This is a genomic window from Geodermatophilaceae bacterium NBWT11 (genome assembly GCA_014218215.1).
Classification (GTDB): domain Bacteria; phylum Actinomycetota; class Actinomycetes; order Mycobacteriales; family Geodermatophilaceae; genus Klenkia.
In genome coordinates, this window is sequence record CP043652.1 from 4,386,394 (window position 1) to 4,401,266 (window position 14,873).

At 73.8% G+C, this 14,873-nt stretch carries 13 protein-coding genes, 1 tRNA gene and 1 pseudogene; 7 read left to right on the plus strand and 8 right to left on the minus strand.

The features are described 5' to 3' along the window. The first annotated feature begins 49 nt into the window (after positions 1–49). Positions 50–1,972: a diguanylate cyclase gene (locus tag F1C76_21280; protein ID QNG38730.1), complete on the plus strand. Its 1,923-nt coding sequence runs from the start codon at positions 50–52 to the stop codon at positions 1,970–1,972. Here the strand turns inward: F1C76_21280 and F1C76_21285 are convergent. Then, positions 1,948–2,322 carry a hypothetical protein gene (locus F1C76_21285; protein QNG38731.1) on the minus strand — a complete coding sequence of 125 codons (375 nt, stop codon included), beginning with the start codon at positions 2,320–2,322 and terminating at the stop codon, positions 1,948–1,950. The genes F1C76_21280 and F1C76_21285 overlap by 25 nt on opposite strands. Position 2,323: 1 nt before the next feature. Beyond that, positions 2,324–3,652 carry a M20/M25/M40 family metallo-hydrolase gene (locus F1C76_21290; GenBank protein ID QNG38732.1) on the minus strand — a complete coding sequence of 443 codons (1,329 nt, stop codon included), beginning with the start codon at positions 3,650–3,652 and terminating at the stop codon, positions 2,324–2,326. A 243-nt stretch (positions 3,653–3,895) separates the two neighbouring features. Here F1C76_21290 and F1C76_21295 point away from each other — a divergent pair. Then, positions 3,896–3,983, plus strand: a tRNA-Leu gene (locus F1C76_21295). 92 nt (positions 3,984–4,075) lie between these two features. Here the strand turns inward: F1C76_21295 and F1C76_21300 are convergent. Next, positions 4,076–5,341 (minus strand): site-specific integrase, encoded by a 1,266-nt coding sequence (locus F1C76_21300; protein ID QNG38733.1) that lies wholly within the window; start codon positions 5,339–5,341, stop codon positions 4,076–4,078. Between the two features lie 261 nt (positions 5,342–5,602). On the opposite strand from F1C76_21300, the gene F1C76_21305 reads away from it, so the two are divergent. Together F1C76_21305 and F1C76_21310 are read left to right on the plus strand one after the other, a co-directional pair. Next, positions 5,603–5,830 (plus strand): helix-turn-helix domain-containing protein, encoded by a 228-nt coding sequence (locus tag F1C76_21305; protein ID QNG38734.1) that lies wholly within the window; start codon positions 5,603–5,605, stop codon positions 5,828–5,830. A gap of 140 nt (positions 5,831–5,970) precedes the next feature. Continuing rightward, positions 5,971–6,114 (plus strand): annotated as a pseudogene (locus tag F1C76_21310) (response regulator transcription factor). Positions 6,115–6,395: 281 nt separating this feature from the next. Here the strand turns inward: F1C76_21310 and F1C76_21315 are convergent. Both F1C76_21315 and F1C76_21320 read right to left on the minus strand, forming a co-directional pair. Further along, positions 6,396–6,818: a 3-aminobutyryl-CoA ammonia lyase gene (locus tag F1C76_21315; protein QNG38735.1), complete on the minus strand. Its 423-nt coding sequence runs from the start codon at positions 6,816–6,818 to the stop codon at positions 6,396–6,398. Then, positions 6,815–8,941, minus strand: a complete 2,127-nt coding sequence (locus F1C76_21320; GenBank protein ID QNG38736.1) for an acetate--CoA ligase family protein — start codon at positions 8,939–8,941, stop codon at positions 6,815–6,817. Before F1C76_21320 ends, F1C76_21315 begins: the two co-directional genes overlap by 4 nt. Before the next feature lie 43 nt (positions 8,942–8,984). Between F1C76_21320 and F1C76_21325 the strand changes: the two genes are divergently transcribed. Together F1C76_21325 and F1C76_21330 are read left to right on the plus strand one after the other, a co-directional pair. Beyond that, on the plus strand, positions 8,985–9,974 hold the full coding sequence (locus F1C76_21325; protein QNG38737.1) for an acryloyl-CoA reductase: 990 nt from the start codon (positions 8,985–8,987) through the stop codon (positions 9,972–9,974). After that, positions 9,971–10,333, plus strand: a complete 363-nt coding sequence (locus tag F1C76_21330; protein ID QNG38738.1) for a cupin domain-containing protein — start codon at positions 9,971–9,973, stop codon at positions 10,331–10,333. Before F1C76_21325 ends, F1C76_21330 begins: the two co-directional genes overlap by 4 nt. Before the next feature lie 10 nt (positions 10,334–10,343). Here F1C76_21330 and F1C76_21335 read toward each other — a convergent pair whose 3' ends face one another. Beyond that, entirely contained in the window at positions 10,344–10,979 is a 636-nt protein-coding gene (locus F1C76_21335; GenBank protein ID QNG39456.1) for a helix-turn-helix transcriptional regulator, read from the minus strand. 248 nt (positions 10,980–11,227) lie between these two features. Between F1C76_21335 and F1C76_21340 the strand changes: the two genes are divergently transcribed. Next, positions 11,228–12,865 carry a PucR family transcriptional regulator gene (locus tag F1C76_21340; GenBank protein ID QNG39457.1) on the plus strand — a complete coding sequence of 546 codons (1,638 nt, stop codon included), beginning with the start codon at positions 11,228–11,230 and terminating at the stop codon, positions 12,863–12,865. Here the strand turns inward: F1C76_21340 and F1C76_21345 are convergent. Together F1C76_21345 and F1C76_21350 are read right to left on the minus strand one after the other, a co-directional pair. Then, positions 12,778–13,242 (minus strand): DUF3237 family protein, encoded by a 465-nt coding sequence (locus F1C76_21345; GenBank protein QNG38739.1) that lies wholly within the window; start codon positions 13,240–13,242, stop codon positions 12,778–12,780. The two genes, F1C76_21340 and F1C76_21345, sit on opposite strands and share 88 nt — an antisense overlap. Before the next feature lie 23 nt (positions 13,243–13,265). Then, positions 13,266–14,873, minus strand: coding sequence for a CocE/NonD family hydrolase (locus F1C76_21350; protein ID QNG38740.1), 1,608 nt, complete (start codon positions 14,871–14,873; stop codon positions 13,266–13,268).

Genomic DNA, 14,873 nt, shown 5'->3' on the forward strand with positions numbered 1-14,873 from the left:
TGCACCCGGAGTAGACGTGTCGTGCACGACCGAACGGAGACCCCACCTCATGCGGCCAGGTCCGCTGCGCAGCCTGACGTTCGCCGTCCTCACCGCCCTGGCGGCACTCGTGGGCCGGCTGACCGTCGTCGAGAGCACCCCGGTCGCCCTGGTCTGGCCGGCTGCTGGGCTGGCGGCGCTGTGGATGCTGCTCCTGCACGGCCGCACCGGGGTGCGGTGGGACGCGCTGCTGCTGGGCGTCGTGCTCGCCGCTGTCGACCTGGCCACCGGGAGCAGCCCCGCCGTGGCGGTGGCGCTGGCCGCGGTGGACGTCGGGCAGGCACTGCTGGTGGCGCGGCTCTACCGGCGGTGGAGTCCGACGCCGTCGGGTCCGCTCCTGCTGCACATGCGCGACCTGACCGCCCTGCTGGTCGCCACCGGGGTGGCCACCACCGCCGGCGCGCTGGCCGGCGGCGCCGTGCTCTTCCTGGGGACCGGGACCGGGTCGGTGCTGGCCACCGTGGTCGGGCAGGCCCGCAGCGGGGCCGCCGTCCTCGTCGTCGTCGCCCTGGGCCTCCGTGTGCGCCAGCTCCTGCTGGTCCGCCGGGACGCCGAGCAGGAGACGGCGGTGCTGCCGTTCCAGCGGCCCACCGGCCGACGGGCCGCCGAACTGGCGCTGGCCGTCGTCGCGTCGGTGCTCGGCAACGTGGCGGTCTTCGTGTGGCTGCCGGCCTACCCGGTGGCCTTCCCGCTCTTCGCGCTCACCGCCTGGGTGGCACTCCGCTTCGACACCGGCCTCACGGCGCTGCGGACCGCCGCGGTGTCCCTGGTCGCCGTCGTGTTCACCCTCCAGGGCGACGGCCCGTTCGCCGCCGTGGACGACGTCCTGGTCCGCGCCGTCATCGTGCAGGCCTACATCGCGCTCGGTGCTGCCCTCGGGCTGGCGCTGGCGCTGAACCGGGACGAGCGGCTGGTCCTGGAGACCCGGCTGCGCAGCGCCGCCGACCACGCGGAGGAACGGCACCGCCAGGTCCAGGTGCTGGCCACCGCCACCCGCGCCGTGCTCACCGCCGACGACCCCCGGACGGCGGTGTGCGACGCGGTCCGGGAGGTCACCGGAGCCGACGGCGTCTACCTCATCGAGCCCGACGGCGCCGGCCACCTGGTGTCCACCGCCGTCGTGGGGCTGGACCTGCCTCCGCTGGCCTTCAGCACCGACCCGACCACCTCCATGACGTCGCGGTTGTTCAGCGCGGGCGCGGGCGCCTTCGTCCCGGACGCCCGAGCGGAGCCCGGGGTCAGCGCCGGCCTGGTCGAGCACCTCGGGATCGCGTCGGCGGCGTGGCAGCCGGCCGTCCTGGCCGACGACCGGGTCGTGGCGCTGATCGGCGTCATGTGGCGGACCCCGGTCCCCGAGCTGTGCGCCACCACGCTCGGCGTGCTGTCGGTGCTGGGTGGAGAGGCAGCCCGCGCCATCGAGCGCGGCGACCTGCTGGAGCAGCTGGCCCGCGCCGCGGACCGGGACCAGCTGACCGGGTTGGCCAACCGTCGCCGCTGGGACGAGCTCTCCGGCGTGGAGGTCTCCCGTGCCCGGCGCAGCGGCCTGCCGCTCACCCTCCTGCTCCTGGACCTCGACCACTTCAAGGTCTTCAACGACACGTACGGGCACGGCACCGGGGACGCGCTGTTGCGGGACTTCGGGTCGGCAGCGTCGGAGTGCCTGCGGGACGGCGACCTGATCGCCCGCTGGGGTGGCGAGGAGTTCGCCGTCGCGCTGCCCGCGTGCACCGCCGAGGGCGCCCGGCCGGTCGCCGAGCGCATCCTGGCCGCAGTCCCGCACGGGCAGACCGCCACGGTCGGGATCGCGCAGTGGGTGCCCGGGGAGTCCGTCGGGGACACCCTGGCCCGCGCCGACGCCGCGCTGTACTGCGGCAAGCGTGCCGGCCGCGACCGCGCCGTCCTGGCCGGTCAGCCGGCGCTCGTGCCGGCCTGACCGGCCCGGACGGCGCGTAGGAACCGCTCGACGGCGGTGTCGTCGTCGACCACCGTGAAGCGCAGTGTCGCGTCCCCGGTCCACACCGAGAGCTCCCGGCGGGTGCCGGTGAGCCGCTTGGCCACCCGGACGTCGACCCCGGTCACCGTGTCCAGGGGGATGTCGGCCAGCGTCGGCTGACCGAACAACCCGGCGTGGGCCAGGTACAACCGCCCGCCGGCGACCCCGAGGGCCTGGGCGCTGCCGGGCACCGGCAACCGACCCTGGGTCACCCGCAGGACGGTCACGACGTCGTGACCGTCCTGGGTGAGCTGGCCGATGAGGAAGGCGGCCAGCGGGTCGGTGGGCACGTCAGCTCGCCCGCAGGAACCTGTCCAGCACCCGGATGCCGAACTGCAGGCTCTCCACCGGCACGCGCTCGTCGATGCCGTGGAAGAGGCTGGCGAAGTCCAGGTCGGCGGGCAGCCGGAGCGGGGAGAAGCCGAAGCAGCGCATGCCCAGGGTCTCGAAGCTCTTGGCGTCGGTGCCGCCGCTCATGGTGAACGGCACCGGCCGGGCGCCGTCGTCCTCGGCCTTGAGCGCGGCGACCATCTGCTCGACCAGCGGTCCGTCGAACGTCGTCTCGACGGCCTGGTCGTGGTGGATGTAGTCGCGGGTGACGCCCTCGCCGAGCAGGGCGTCGATCTGGGCCTCGAACGCCTCCTCCTGGCCGTAGAGGAAGCGGCCGTCGATGGTGGCGCTGGCGGTGCCGGGGATGACGTTGGCCTTGTAGCCGGCGTCGACCATCGTGGGGTTGACCGTGTTGCGCAGCGCCGCGCCGATCATCCGGCTGATCGAACCGAGCCGGCTCAGGGCCTCCTCGGGCTCGTCGGGGTCGATCTCGATGCCGTAGGCGTCGCTGACCTCCTCGATGAACTGCTTCATCGGCGGGGTGAGCACGGTGGGCAGCCGGGTGGAGCCGATCCGGGCCACGGCGGCCGAGAGCCGGGTGACGGCGTTGTCGTCGTGCACGAACGAGCCGTGCCCGGGGCGGCCGGCGGCGGTGAGCCGCATCCAGGCCAGCCCCTTCTCGGCGGTCTGGATCAGGTAGAGCCGGAGGTCGTCGCGCACGGTGAGGCTGAACCCGCCGACCTCGCTGATCGCCTCGGAGACGTTCTCGAACAGGTCGGCGTGGTGGTCGACCATGTAGTGGGCGCCGTACTTCCCGCCGGCCTCCTCGTCGGCGACGAAGGCCAGCACGATGTCCCGCGGGGGCTTCACCCCGGTGCGGGCCCAGTCGCGCACGAGCGCGAGGGTCATCGCGTCCATGTCCTTCATGTCGACCGCGCCGCGGCCCCAGACGTAGCCGTCCCGCTGCTCACCGGAGAACGGGTCGACGCTCCACTCGCGCTTGTCGGCGGGGACGACGTCGAGGTGCCCGTGGACCAGCAGCCCGGGGCGGTCGCGGTCCTCGCCGGGGATGCGGGCCACCAGCGAGGCGCGGCCGGGCTCGGACTCGTGGATCACCGAGTCGATCCCCACCTCGTCGAGCTTCCCGGCGACCCACTCCGCGGCCTTCCGCTCCCCCACGCTGGTGGAGAGGTCGCCGGTGTTGGTGGTGTCGATCCGGATCAGGTCGCTCAGCAGGTCGGCGACCTCGGCCTGGGCGCGCTCCAACGGTGCAGGTGTCGTCTCGGCCATGCGCCCGATCGTGCCACCGCGGCCCGCTTGCCCGCTCACTGCCGCCGTCCAGGCCTGCTCACGCCCTGCAGCGCAACAGCAGGCCGGCTGCGCGACAGCCGGTCACCCGGCAGGGACCCGGTCACGGCGTGCGGTGACCGGATCCCTGCACGGTGACCGGACACGGCGCAGGGGCGGTGCGGACGACGCCGCGGCCTCCCGTATGCTTCTCCACGGCCCGCGCCGCAGTGCGCAGGTCCACCTGTCCGGGTGGCGGAATGGCAGACGCGCTAGCTTGAGGTGCTAGTGCCCTTTATCGGGCGTGGGGGTTCAAGTCCCCCCTCGGACACCAGTTGACCCCGGTCTTCCTGCAGGTCAGGCGACCGGGGCTCTTGTGTGGACGCCCAATTCATGGCCCGTGATACTCCGGTGATACTTCGGACCTCACTCGGGTTCATCGAGCAGCGCCGCGAACCGATCCGCGGCCTGCCGGCCCATGCCTGGATGCACGTGCTGATAGACGCCGAGGGTGATCGTGGCGTTGGCGTGCCCGAGCCGCTCGGACACGACCTTGACGGGTTCACCGTCGGCCAGCAGGAGAGTCGCATGGGTGTGCCGGAGGTCGTGAAGACGGATCCTGGGGAGCTTGTCCTCGCCGAAGGCGCGGCGGGCGCGGGTGACATGACTGTTGAACCGCCGCGAGAAGCGCTCGGGGTGTCGGTGGTCGCCGTCGAGACCACCCAGCACCAGGGCGCTATCCCGCACGAGCTGCGGTGAGACGTTCGAGCGCCGAGCTTTGTACACGCGCAGCTTCTGGACCGTCCCAGCGTCCAGGTCGACGACTCGCGACTGGCCGGTCTTGGTGGGCCCTTCTACGAGCTCCTCTCCCCTTTCCTTCGTCCTGACCAACCCCACGCTGCGACGGACCGCCACGCGCATGGCATCGAGGTCGACGTCCCTCCACCGGAGTGCGAGTGCTTCACCGTGGCGCATCCCGGTGAAACCGAGCACCCGCCATGCCATCGCCGCCTCGGAGTCGAACGACTCGCTCCACGTCAGGAACCGCGACAGCTCGACGGCGGTCCACGCGAGCATTTCTGGTGGCCGGGCCTGCGAAGGTGTTGGCGGGCTGCAACGGTCCGTCGGGTTGACGGCGAGGTGCCCGTGCTTGACGGCGTCGCCGAGGGCGGAACGGAGGATGGTGAACACGTACCGGACCGTCCGCGCGGACAGGCCGCCCTTGTTGTCCGCCCGGCCGGATGACTCGAGCTTCCGCATCCAGGTGTCGTTCGCCAACGCGGTCAACCGGTCTAGCGGGGTGCGGCCGATGTGCCGGTCGATGTGCAGTCGGATGTTCTTCTGGTAGCTCGAGTTCGTGGAGGGCGCCAGCCGTTGAGCGCCGATCCACTCGGCCAGGTAAGCGGTCAACGTCTCCTTCGACAGGTCGACCCACTGACCGGTCTCGACCTTCCGTACCTCGGTCCGAAGGGCGTTGGCAGCCTCGCGGCGAGTGGTGAAGCCTCGCTTCAGGACGACCTTCGTCGAGCCGTCCGGCCGGATGGCGTTGTACTTGATCAGGAACTTGGGGCCAGTCGACGTCTGGTACTCACTGATTCCACCTTCACCGGCCTGCCGCCGTTTCGTCCTCGCCACCGGTCTCCGTCCTCCACCTCTCGTCGCCTCACGGACCGCTGTCCGCGACAAGCCCATGCAAGGCCTGCGAGCTCTGCAGCAGGCCTGTCGACCAGAGGCTGTGGACAGCGGGGACCTCCCACAGGGAGAGGTAGCGGTTTCAGCGGGCAAGTGACATGGGTCAGCGCGTCACCTAGCCGGAGCGGCCGAGGGAGTGAGGCAGACGTCTGTCATGGGCGCGTCGCCGGTGGCACCTTCGGGAGTTGTGCGTTCGGCGGCCTCGACGCTCACGGACTGAGGGGCCAGCGCTGGACAAGATCCGTGGAGGAGGCGACTTGGATGGACCTGGATGACCTGGTGAAGAGCAAGGCCGCAGTCGTGACCGTCGCTGAGGTTGCCGAACTCCTCGGCGTAGACGTTCGAACGGTCACGCGGGCGATGAACAACGGTGACCTGCCCGCCCTCCGCGTCGGGCGACGCCTTCTGGTTCCCAGGTTGCCACTGCTGGCTCACCTCGGTGTGCCGGATACCGGGCCGGCGGCCGCAGCCGGCGCTCTCGCCTGCTGATTCCCCTCAAAGCGTGGGTAAGGCGGTCCGGTAGCCCCTTGACCCCCGGCCAGCAGGGAGTCCGTGGCGGTCCGCGCACGTCCTGTGTGCGCAGGTCAGTCGAGTTCAGCGCCCGGGAACGTCGAGATCGCCGCCCGGCTGTTCTGGCTCTGTTGACCGTCAAGACGCACCTGGACAGGGCGATGAGCAAGCTCGACGTCCGCGACCGGGCCCAGCTGGTGGTGCCCGCCTACCAGTCCGGCCTGGTCCGGGCCGAGGACGGCGGGCGCCCGCGGCCCGCTTGAGCACACCGGGCCCACGAGTCGACCCTCAACGCCCGGTCGACCGCCACTCCGCACCAAGCCTGAGCCGAACCAGGGCCCTTCTCTGGCCGATGGGTGGGTTCTGCGCGCGTAGCGGGGGTCTCACCAGCGACCCAGGGCGTCCCCCTGAGGCAGATCCGTCGATCCGGGTCTGGGCGGAGAGTCGCCCCGTCCGGCACAGCAGAGACACGGCGGCGGCAGGCCGAGGTCCGCCCTCCTCGTCGAGCGCAGACGACCTCGGGGCTCCGGGGCGCCGGCGGTGCTCACGTCACGGACCAGCTGCCACCAGGTCCCCGACGGTGTCCCACCGGTACGACCGTCGTCCCGACCGCGCGGACGACGACCACCGGCTCGGCCAGCACGTCGGCGCCACTGGGGGTGGCGTCGTACCGGGAGGCGATCACCTTGCGGGCCTCCAGCCGCACGGTGCGACTGGTGTTCCCGATCCGGGTCACGGTGCCGGTGACCTCAAGGAAGTCCCCGGCGTACACCGGGGCCAGGAACTCGACCGAGTCGTAGCCGACGAACAGGCCCTCGTCCCCATCGGTCACGATCGCGATCTCGGTGACGACGTCGCCGAAGAGCTTGAGGACGCGGGCGCCCTCGACCAGGTTCCCGCCGTAGTGGGCCTCCTCCTGGCCGATCCGCAGGCGCAGGGTGCTGACGATAGGGTCGGACTGGGTCACGGTTGTGCCTCCAGGGCATCGAGGGTGAGGACGGCGTCGACGGCGACCGCTCGGGAGCGGCAGACGAGGACGGGGTTGACGTCGATCGCGGTGATCGACGGAGAGCGGGCGGCCAGCCGGCTGACCGCGCACAGGGCGGCCACGACACCCGCGCTGTGCAGGGGGCCGCCCCGGGCCCCGGCGAGCATCCGGCCGACCCGGCTGCCGGCGAGGAAGTGCCCGGCCGCGGCGTCGTCGAGGTGCCCGACGTGCACGTCGACGACGTCCAGTGCCTCGGCCCAGACCCCGCCCAGCCCGACCAGGTGGACCGGCCCGAAGACCGGGTCCCGGGTGAAGCCGACCAGCACCTCGAGGTCGCCGCGCACGAGCTCGGCGACCAGCAGCTCTAACGGGCGTCCCTCGGCGGTCGCCCAGCCGAGCATCCGGTCGGCCTCGACGGCGACCTCGTCCGGCGTCAGGCCGACCCGGACCAGGCCGGCCTCGGTCTTGTGCACCAGCCCGGGGACAACGCCCTTCAGCACCACCGGCCCGCCCAGCGACAGTGCCGCCGCCACGGCCTCCGCGGACGTACGCACCCGCTGGCTGTGCGCGACCTCGAGTCCGAGTCCAGCGAGTGCGGCCAGCACCTCGTCCTCCGCGCGCGGCACGTCACCGCTCGCACCCGGCGTCGTTGGCGGTGCCGGGGAGACCGACCGGGCGGCCAGCGCGGCCAGTGCCGCCAGCGCAGGACGGGCACCGCGCACCAGCGGGACGTCGGCCGCGACGCAGGCCCCGACCAGGGCGTCCGGAGGGTCCTGGGCGGCCGGGCTCAGCAGCACCGGGACGACGGTCGTGCCGGCGACGGCGTCACGCAGCGCGCCGGCCAGGAACAGGCCCAGCTCCTGCTCGTGGGAGCCGGCCGTCCGCTGCTGGTCGATCCCCACCACCAGCACGTCGGCGCCCTCCCCGGCGGCGACCGCCAGTGCGGGCGGGTAGACGACGGTGTGGTCGTCGACCCCCCAGGGGTCCAGCGGGTTCCGGGCGTCGAAGAGCGGCCACCGGTCGGTGAGGGTCCGGCGTCCGTCGGCACTGAGCGGCGGGACGTCGAGACCCACGTCGGCGGCGAGGTCGGCGAGCAGGTTGCCCTCCCCGCCGGAGTTGGTGACCACGGCCAGTCGACGGCCCCGCACCCGGTGCCGGGTGCCCAGGAGCTCGCCGGCCGCGAGTAGCTCGTCGAGGTCGCCGACGACCGCGGCGCCGGCCGACCGCAGCGCGGCAGCCGTCGTCCGGGCGCTGCCGGCCAGCCGCCCCGAGTGCGCCACCACCCCTGCCCGGGCCACCGCCGACCGGCCGACGACGACGGCGACGAGGGGCTTGTCGGCCTCGGCGAGCGCGCGGGCCGCGGCCAGCACCGCCGTGGCGTCGTCCACCGCCTCCACGAAGGTGAGCACGGCGGTCGTGTGCGGATCGGTGGCGAAGAACCCCAGGTGGTCGGCCAGTCCGAGCACCGCCTCGCTGCCCGAGGAGATCGCGGTGGACAGCGGCACCCGGGATCCGGCGTTGATGAACGCCTCCACCACCGCACCGCTCTGCGCGACCAGTCCGACCCCGCCGCGGCGCAGCCGCTCCCCGACGGTGCCGATGTAGGGCGCGGCCCCGGTGACCAGGTCGACCACGCCCATGCAGTTGGGCCCGACGACGGTCACGCCGGTGGTGTCGGCCAGGTCGCGCAGCTCCCGGACCAGCTCCCGGGCTACGTCGCCCGAGTCGGTCGTCCCGGCTCCCGGGACGACGAACGTGCCCACCCCGGCCCTGACCCCCTCTCGGACGACACCGAGCACCCGATCGGCCCGCACCTGCACCAGCGCGGTGTCCACCGGTTCGTCCAGGTCCAGCAGCGAGGGCACGGCCGGGACGCCGGCGACCTCCCGGTGCGCGGGGGTGACGGCGACCAGGCGGCCGCCGTACCCCCGTGCCAGGCAGTTCTGCAGGGCGATCCGGCCCACGAAGCTCGAGGGTGACGCACCGACGACGGCCAGGGACCGGGGGCGGTAGCGCACGTCTGTGGACACGGCTCCAGCCTCGCTGCGCGGTGTCCACCCGGGCCCGGACGTTGTGTCGGGTCCCGCGCGCACGACCGACACAACGCCAGCCCGGTCCGTCGCCTCCCGCGCCGAGCATCAGCGCATGCCCCAGCTCCCCGCCCACACGCCCGCCCTGGTCACCGGTCCCGACGGGCTGCAGCTGCGCGACCTGCCCACCGCCGACCTCGGGGACGGGGACGTCGTGGTCGAGGTGCACTGGTCCGGGGTGAACTTCAAGGACGCCCTGGCCGCCTCCCCCACCGGCCGGGTCGCCCGGATCGACCCCCTCGTGCCCGGCATCGACCTGGCCGGCACCGTCCTGGACACCGGCCGCAGCGAGCTGCGCGTCGGGCAGTCGGTCCTGGTGCACGGCTACGACCTGGGCGTGGCCCACCACGGCGGGTACGCCGGACTGGCCCGGGTGCCGGCCGGGTGGGTGGTCCCGCTGCCCGAGGGACTGGACGAGCGGCAGGCGATGGCGCTGGGCACGGCCGGGTTCACCGCCGCGCTGAGCGTGCTGGCCCTGGAGCAGCACGGTCTGACCACCGGCTCCGGCCCGGTGCTGGTCACCGGGGCGACCGGTGGCGTCGGCAGCGTCGCCGTCGCCCTGCTCGCCGGCCGCGGGCACCAGGTCACCGCCGTGACGGGGAAGCCCGGCGCAGCCGACTGGCTGCGGTCGCTGGGTGCGCACGAGGTCGTCGGGCGGGAGGTGGTGACCGGCTCGGGCACGCCGCTGCGGCCCGAGACGTGGGCCGGCGCCGTGGACCCGGTGGGTGGCGAGACCCTGGCCGGCGTGCTCGCCTCGCTGCGGTACGGGGCCGCCGTCGCGGCCTCCGGCAACACCGGTGGCGTCGCGCTGGCCACCACGGTGTTCCCGTTCATCCTGCGCGGTGTCGCCCTGCTGGGCGTCGACTCGGTGCAGGTGACCCGGGAGCGGCGGGCCGCCGTCTGGGAGCGGTTGGCCACCGACCTGTCGACCCCGGCAATGCACCTGGTGGCCACCGGGGAAGTCGACCTGGCCGGCGTGCCGGCGGCGCTGCAGCGGATCAGCGACGGCGGGGCACGCGGCCGCACCGTCGTCCGCGTCGCGTGACCGACACTGCTCCGGTGACGACCGCCCGTGACCGGCTGCTCTCCGACGACGTCGGCACCCACCCGTTGGCCGACCTGCCGCTGGACCCGACCTCGATCGTGGCCGGGCGACCCCGGGCGGGTCTGGTCGAACTGGGCACCGTCGGCGGGGCCACCGTCGGGGTCTGGGAGCTCGGCGAGGGGACCGTCACCGACACCGAGACCGACGAGGTGTTCGTCGTCGTGGCCGGGCGGGGCTCGGTGGCCTTCGCCGACGGCTCGACCCTGGACCTCTCCCCCGGCGTCGTGGTTCGGCTGCACGCCGGGGACACCACCACCTGGGTGGTGACCGAGGCGTTGCGGAAGGTCTGGCTGGCCTGAGCAGTGGGCCTCAGTCCGCGCGGGGGCCGGCCGCGCGCGCGATGCCGTCGATCACCGCGCCGACGGCGAAGTCGAACACGTCCCGACCGGTCGCCGCGGCCAGCTCGGCGGCGTGCTCGCGGGCCGTCGGGAAGTCCTCCCCCGGCAGCGTCGCGTGGATCCGGGACCAGGCCTCGGCGTCCTTGGCCGCCACCTCCGGGCCCAGCCGGGCGATGGTCGCGTTTGCCCCGCTGAGGCTGAGCAGGACCTCGACGAACGCCCGGTAGGACAGCACGGTGGTCGCCCGGTCCAACCCGGCGGAGCTCAGCGTGCGCAGCAGGAGCTCGACCATCCGGCGCTCGCCCGGGCCGCCCGTCGTCCGGGCGAAGGTTGCTGCGTAGACGGCGGGGTAGGTGGCCGCCATGGTCCAGGTGACGTCGGCGACGGCGCGCAGCGTCTGCTGCCAGGTGGCCCCGGGCGGCACCTCACGGACGGCCTCCCAGGCGAGCATCTCGGCGCGGTCCATGCAGGCCAGCAGCAGGTCGTCCTTGTCCCGGAAGTGCCGGTAGAACGCGGTCGCGTCGACGCCCAGCTCAGCGCCGAGCTTGCGCAGCGTCAGGGCCGGCGCCCCGTCGCGCTCGATGATCTGCAGGGCCTGCCCGACGATCGCCTCGGGGGTCAGGGCCCGGTCCCCCGTGGCCCTGCTCCTGGCTGCTGCTGGCACCTGAACTGCTCCTCACGACGCGGTGTGTTGCCGGCAGATTACTCGGTCAACAGCGTTGACAACAAGGTTGCGGAACGGTGGACTGCCCGTGACCACACCGTGAGGAGAACCACGTGACCGCAGTCCTGCCCACCGCGCCTCCGCACGTCGCACCGGCCGGTCCGGGGCTCACCGTGGCCGCTGCGCTGACCATGTCCCTGCTCCGGGCCGGCGACCCGCACGTGCTCGCCGGCCGCGCCGGACTGGGCCGCCTCGTCCACTGGGTGCACACCACCGAGCTCGCCGACATCGGCCCGCTGCTGCGCGGCGGCGACCTCGTGCTCAGCACCGGCATCGCCCTGCCCGAGTCCTGCTCCGACCTCGAGCTCTTCGCCCGCGGTCTGCACGCCAGCGACGCCGCCGGCCTGGTCATCGAGCTGGGACGGCGCTGGAACAGCGTGCCGACGGCGCTGGTCGCGGTGTGCGACGAGGTCGGGCTGCCGCTGGTCGCGCTGCACCGGGAGGTCCGGTTCGCCGCCGTCGCGCAGGCCGTGGGCGAGCGACTGGTGCACGAGCAGCTGACCGAGCTGCGTGCCGTCCAGCGGGTGCACGACGCGTTCACCGAGCTGAGCCTCGCCGAGGCCGGCCCCGACGAGGTGCTCGACGCCGTCCTCAGGCTGGCCGGGCGGACCGTGGTGCTGGAGGACGCCCACCACCGCCTGGTCGACTACCGGCTGGGCCCCGGCGACACCGACGCCCACCTCGCCGACTGGCACGCCCGCTCCCGCGCCTGCCCGCTGGAGACCCGCACCGCCTGGGACGCCGCCGCCGGCTGGTTGCTCACCCGGGTGGGCCGCACCGACCGCGCCTGGGGCCGGCTCGTGCTGCACAGCCCCGAGCAGCCGGCACCCTGCGCGGTCGCGGCCCTGGAGCGGGCAGCCGCGGCGCTGGCGGTGCACAGCCTGCACGACCGGCGGCGGGACAGCCTGGTCCGCAAGACCCACACCGAGCTGCTGGCCGGGCTGTCGGTCGACGCGACGTCGCTGGACCTGGTCCGGCGGTGCGAGCTGATCGGGGTGCCGCTCACCCGCCGCACCCTGGTCGGCCTGACCGCGCGTCCGGTGGCCCGGCCCGGAGCGGAGCCGCTGCGGACCGACGACGTCGCGGCGGTGCTCGCGGCGCTGGTGCACGCCGCAGCCGAGGAGCGGGTCCCGGCGCTGGTCGCCGTCCTCGACGGGCAGGTCCGGGCCCTGGTGTCGCTGGACCCGGCCGTGGGCGCCGACCCGGTGGTGGACGCGCTGGTCGCCCGGGTGCTGCGCCGGCACGACGTCGTGGTGGGCGCCGGGCACGCCACCGGTTCGGTCGGTGGCGTGGCCCGGACGCTCGGGGAGTCCCAGCACGTCGTGGACTCGGTGGGGTCGGTGCCGGCCGGCACCAGGGTGCACCGGCTGCAGGACGCCCACCTGCGCGGGCTGCTGTCGATGCTCGCCGAGGACGACCGGTTGGTGCACTTCGTGGCCCGGGAGCTCGACCCGCTGCGCGAGCACGACGCCCGGTGGGGCACCTGCCTGCTGGACGCCGTCCGGGCGCTGGTGCGGCACCCGGGCAGCAAGTCCGAGGCCGCGGCCAGCCTGCACGTGTCCCGGCCGGCGTTCTACGACCGGCTGGCGAAGGTGGAGCGGGTGCTGGGCGTGCACCTCGACGACCCCGACATCCGGGTGTCGCTGCACACCGCGGTCGTGGCCGCCGAGGTGCTGGACCGTCAGGCCAGCTCGAAGAACCGGATGCAGACGGTGCCCTCCTCGCCCCGGGCCATGCCCACGAACACCGAGCGGGTCAGCCAGGCGTGAGCTGCGGCGTCGGTCTGGAACCGCGGCGAGGTGCGGTAGTAGTACTCGGACTCGTCGACGTCCTCACCGGCCTCGACCCGGGCGTCGACGGCGGGGTCCGCCCGCCAGAACCCCACGTTGAGGATGTCGATCACCGCGCCGTCCTCGGCCTCGAGCAGGTAGCGGGCGTCCAGCGAGGTCTCCCCCGCGCGGGTCGTCGACCAGTCACCGCCGTAGGGCAGCACCCGGCCGGAGAGCCGGGGTCCCTCGACGGTCCCCCCGGTGATCGGGGTGAACCAGACCTCCTCGTGCTCCCCCCGGCCGATCCTGAGCGAGGGGGCGACCTCCACCCTCGCCTCGAAGGCGAAGGTCAGCTGGGGTTCGGGACGTACGGTCACGGGGTCCTCCTGGGTCGGGCCGGTCATCGGGCGGGGCGCACCGTGAGGTGCAGGACGCTGCCACCGGGCTCGCCCAGCAGCACCGTCTGTGTCGAGGGCAGCGACGTGGTCGCCTCCCACGGGTCGGAGTCGTCGCCGGGATCCGGGACGTAGTCGGGGACGTCGCTGCTCATCAGCTGGACCGCGAGCCGGTGGCCCGCGCGCAGCCGGTGGGACAGCGAGAGCAGGTCCAGCTGCACCGGACCCGGCCGGCGGTCACCGGCCAGGTGCACCTGGGTCTTCGCGACCAGCGCGTGGGTGCCGTCCGGTGCGACGTCGAGCAGCCGGGTGAACAGGTCGGTGCTGACCGCCGTCGTCGCCAGGGCCACGTCCAGCCGGGCCGGACCCAGCAGGTCCAGCGGCTCGTGGACCGGCTCACCGGGCAGGTGCAGCACGTCGGGCCGGACGGCGACCGCGGCCAGGTCGGGGTACGGGACGAGGCGGGCGAAGGGGTCCGGGGCCGCCGAGGGCACCAGCTGCTCCGGGTCGTGCCGCCAGGACAGCTCGGCGCGTGGCCCCGGGGCGTCCCGCAGAGCGGGCCCGCCGTCGTCCCGGGCCAGCCACAGCTGCCGTGGGCCGGTGTCCTCCGGTGGCCAGCTGGTCGAGGTCAGCGTCGGCCCGTGCACGACCTCGTAGGAGACCCGCGGGGTGGCGGCCGGGCCGCCACCGAGCACGTCGTCGAAGAAGTCCAACGCCGGGTCCAGGACCCGGGCGGCGTCGAACGGCACCCCGGCCGGGCCGTCGTCCACGTGGTTGTTCTCGTGGTCCAGCGCGTCCAGTCGCAGCCACACCGACCCGGCCCAGGCGGGGTCCGCCTGCAGGCGGCGGAGGTCGTGCCAGGAGTAGTGCGCGCAGTTGTCGAACAACCCGACGGTGAACAGCACGGGTACCGGCGGAGCCGCGAGCAGCCGCTCGATCGAGGGCCCGGCGAACACGACGCCGGTGCCGGCCCGTTCGGTGTCGTAGCCGGTCGACCGTCGTCCGACCTGGTCGAAGAAGGCGTCGAAGGGCGCCCGCAGCGGCCGGGCGGTCCAGTCCACCGACCACTCGTAGGCGTCCCGGTCCAGGTACCAGGAGGAGTGGTAGAGGGTCCGCGCGGTGGCCTCGACGTCCGGGAACCCGCCGGGGTGCACGACCTCGCGGGACAGCAGCGTGCCGGTCAGCCGGGGGGCGACAGCACGCAACGCCGGGTGGCCGGACGCGGCTGCGGCCAGCGTGGTCAGGCCGAAGTAGGAGTCCCCCCAGGCGACCACCCGGCCGTCGCACCAGGGCTGGTCGACGACCCAGGCCACGGTGTCGTGGCCGTCGTCGAGCTCGTGCACGCCGAACTCGGTGGCCCCGCCGGAGCGGAACTTCCCGCGGACGTCCTGGACGAACACCGAGTAGCCGCGGCCGGTCGCGTGCCGGGCCACCTCGGCCATGTGGCAGTACTCGCCGTCCTTGTCGTAGGGCAGCCGGACGACGACGACGGGATGCGCCCCGGGCCCGGCGAGGTACAGGTCGGCAGCGAGCTCGACGCGGTCCCGCATCGGGACGGCGACCTGGCGGGCGTCGGCCGGGACGGGGCCGGGTGTCAGGACGTCGATCTGCAC

Bases quoted from the DNA above. Each gene is read 5' to 3' on its own strand.
- F1C76_21280 (QNG38730.1), top strand. From the start codon at position 50: ATGCGGCCAGGTCCGCTGCGCAGCCTGACGTTCGCCGTCCTCACCGCC.
- F1C76_21290 (QNG38732.1), bottom strand. From the start codon at position 3,652: ATGGCCGAGACGACACCTGCACCGTTGGAGCGCGCCCAGGCCGAGGTC.
- F1C76_21300 (QNG38733.1), bottom strand. From the start codon at position 5,341: ATGGGCTTGTCGCGGACAGCGGTCCGTGAGGCGACGAGAGGTGGAGGA.
- F1C76_21305 (QNG38734.1), top strand. From the start codon at position 5,603: ATGGACCTGGATGACCTGGTGAAGAGCAAGGCCGCAGTCGTGACCGTC.
- F1C76_21325 (QNG38737.1), top strand. From the start codon at position 8,985: ATGCCCCAGCTCCCCGCCCACACGCCCGCCCTGGTCACCGGTCCCGAC.
- F1C76_21340 (QNG39457.1), top strand. From the start codon at position 11,228: ATGTCCCTGCTCCGGGCCGGCGACCCGCACGTGCTCGCCGGCCGCGCC.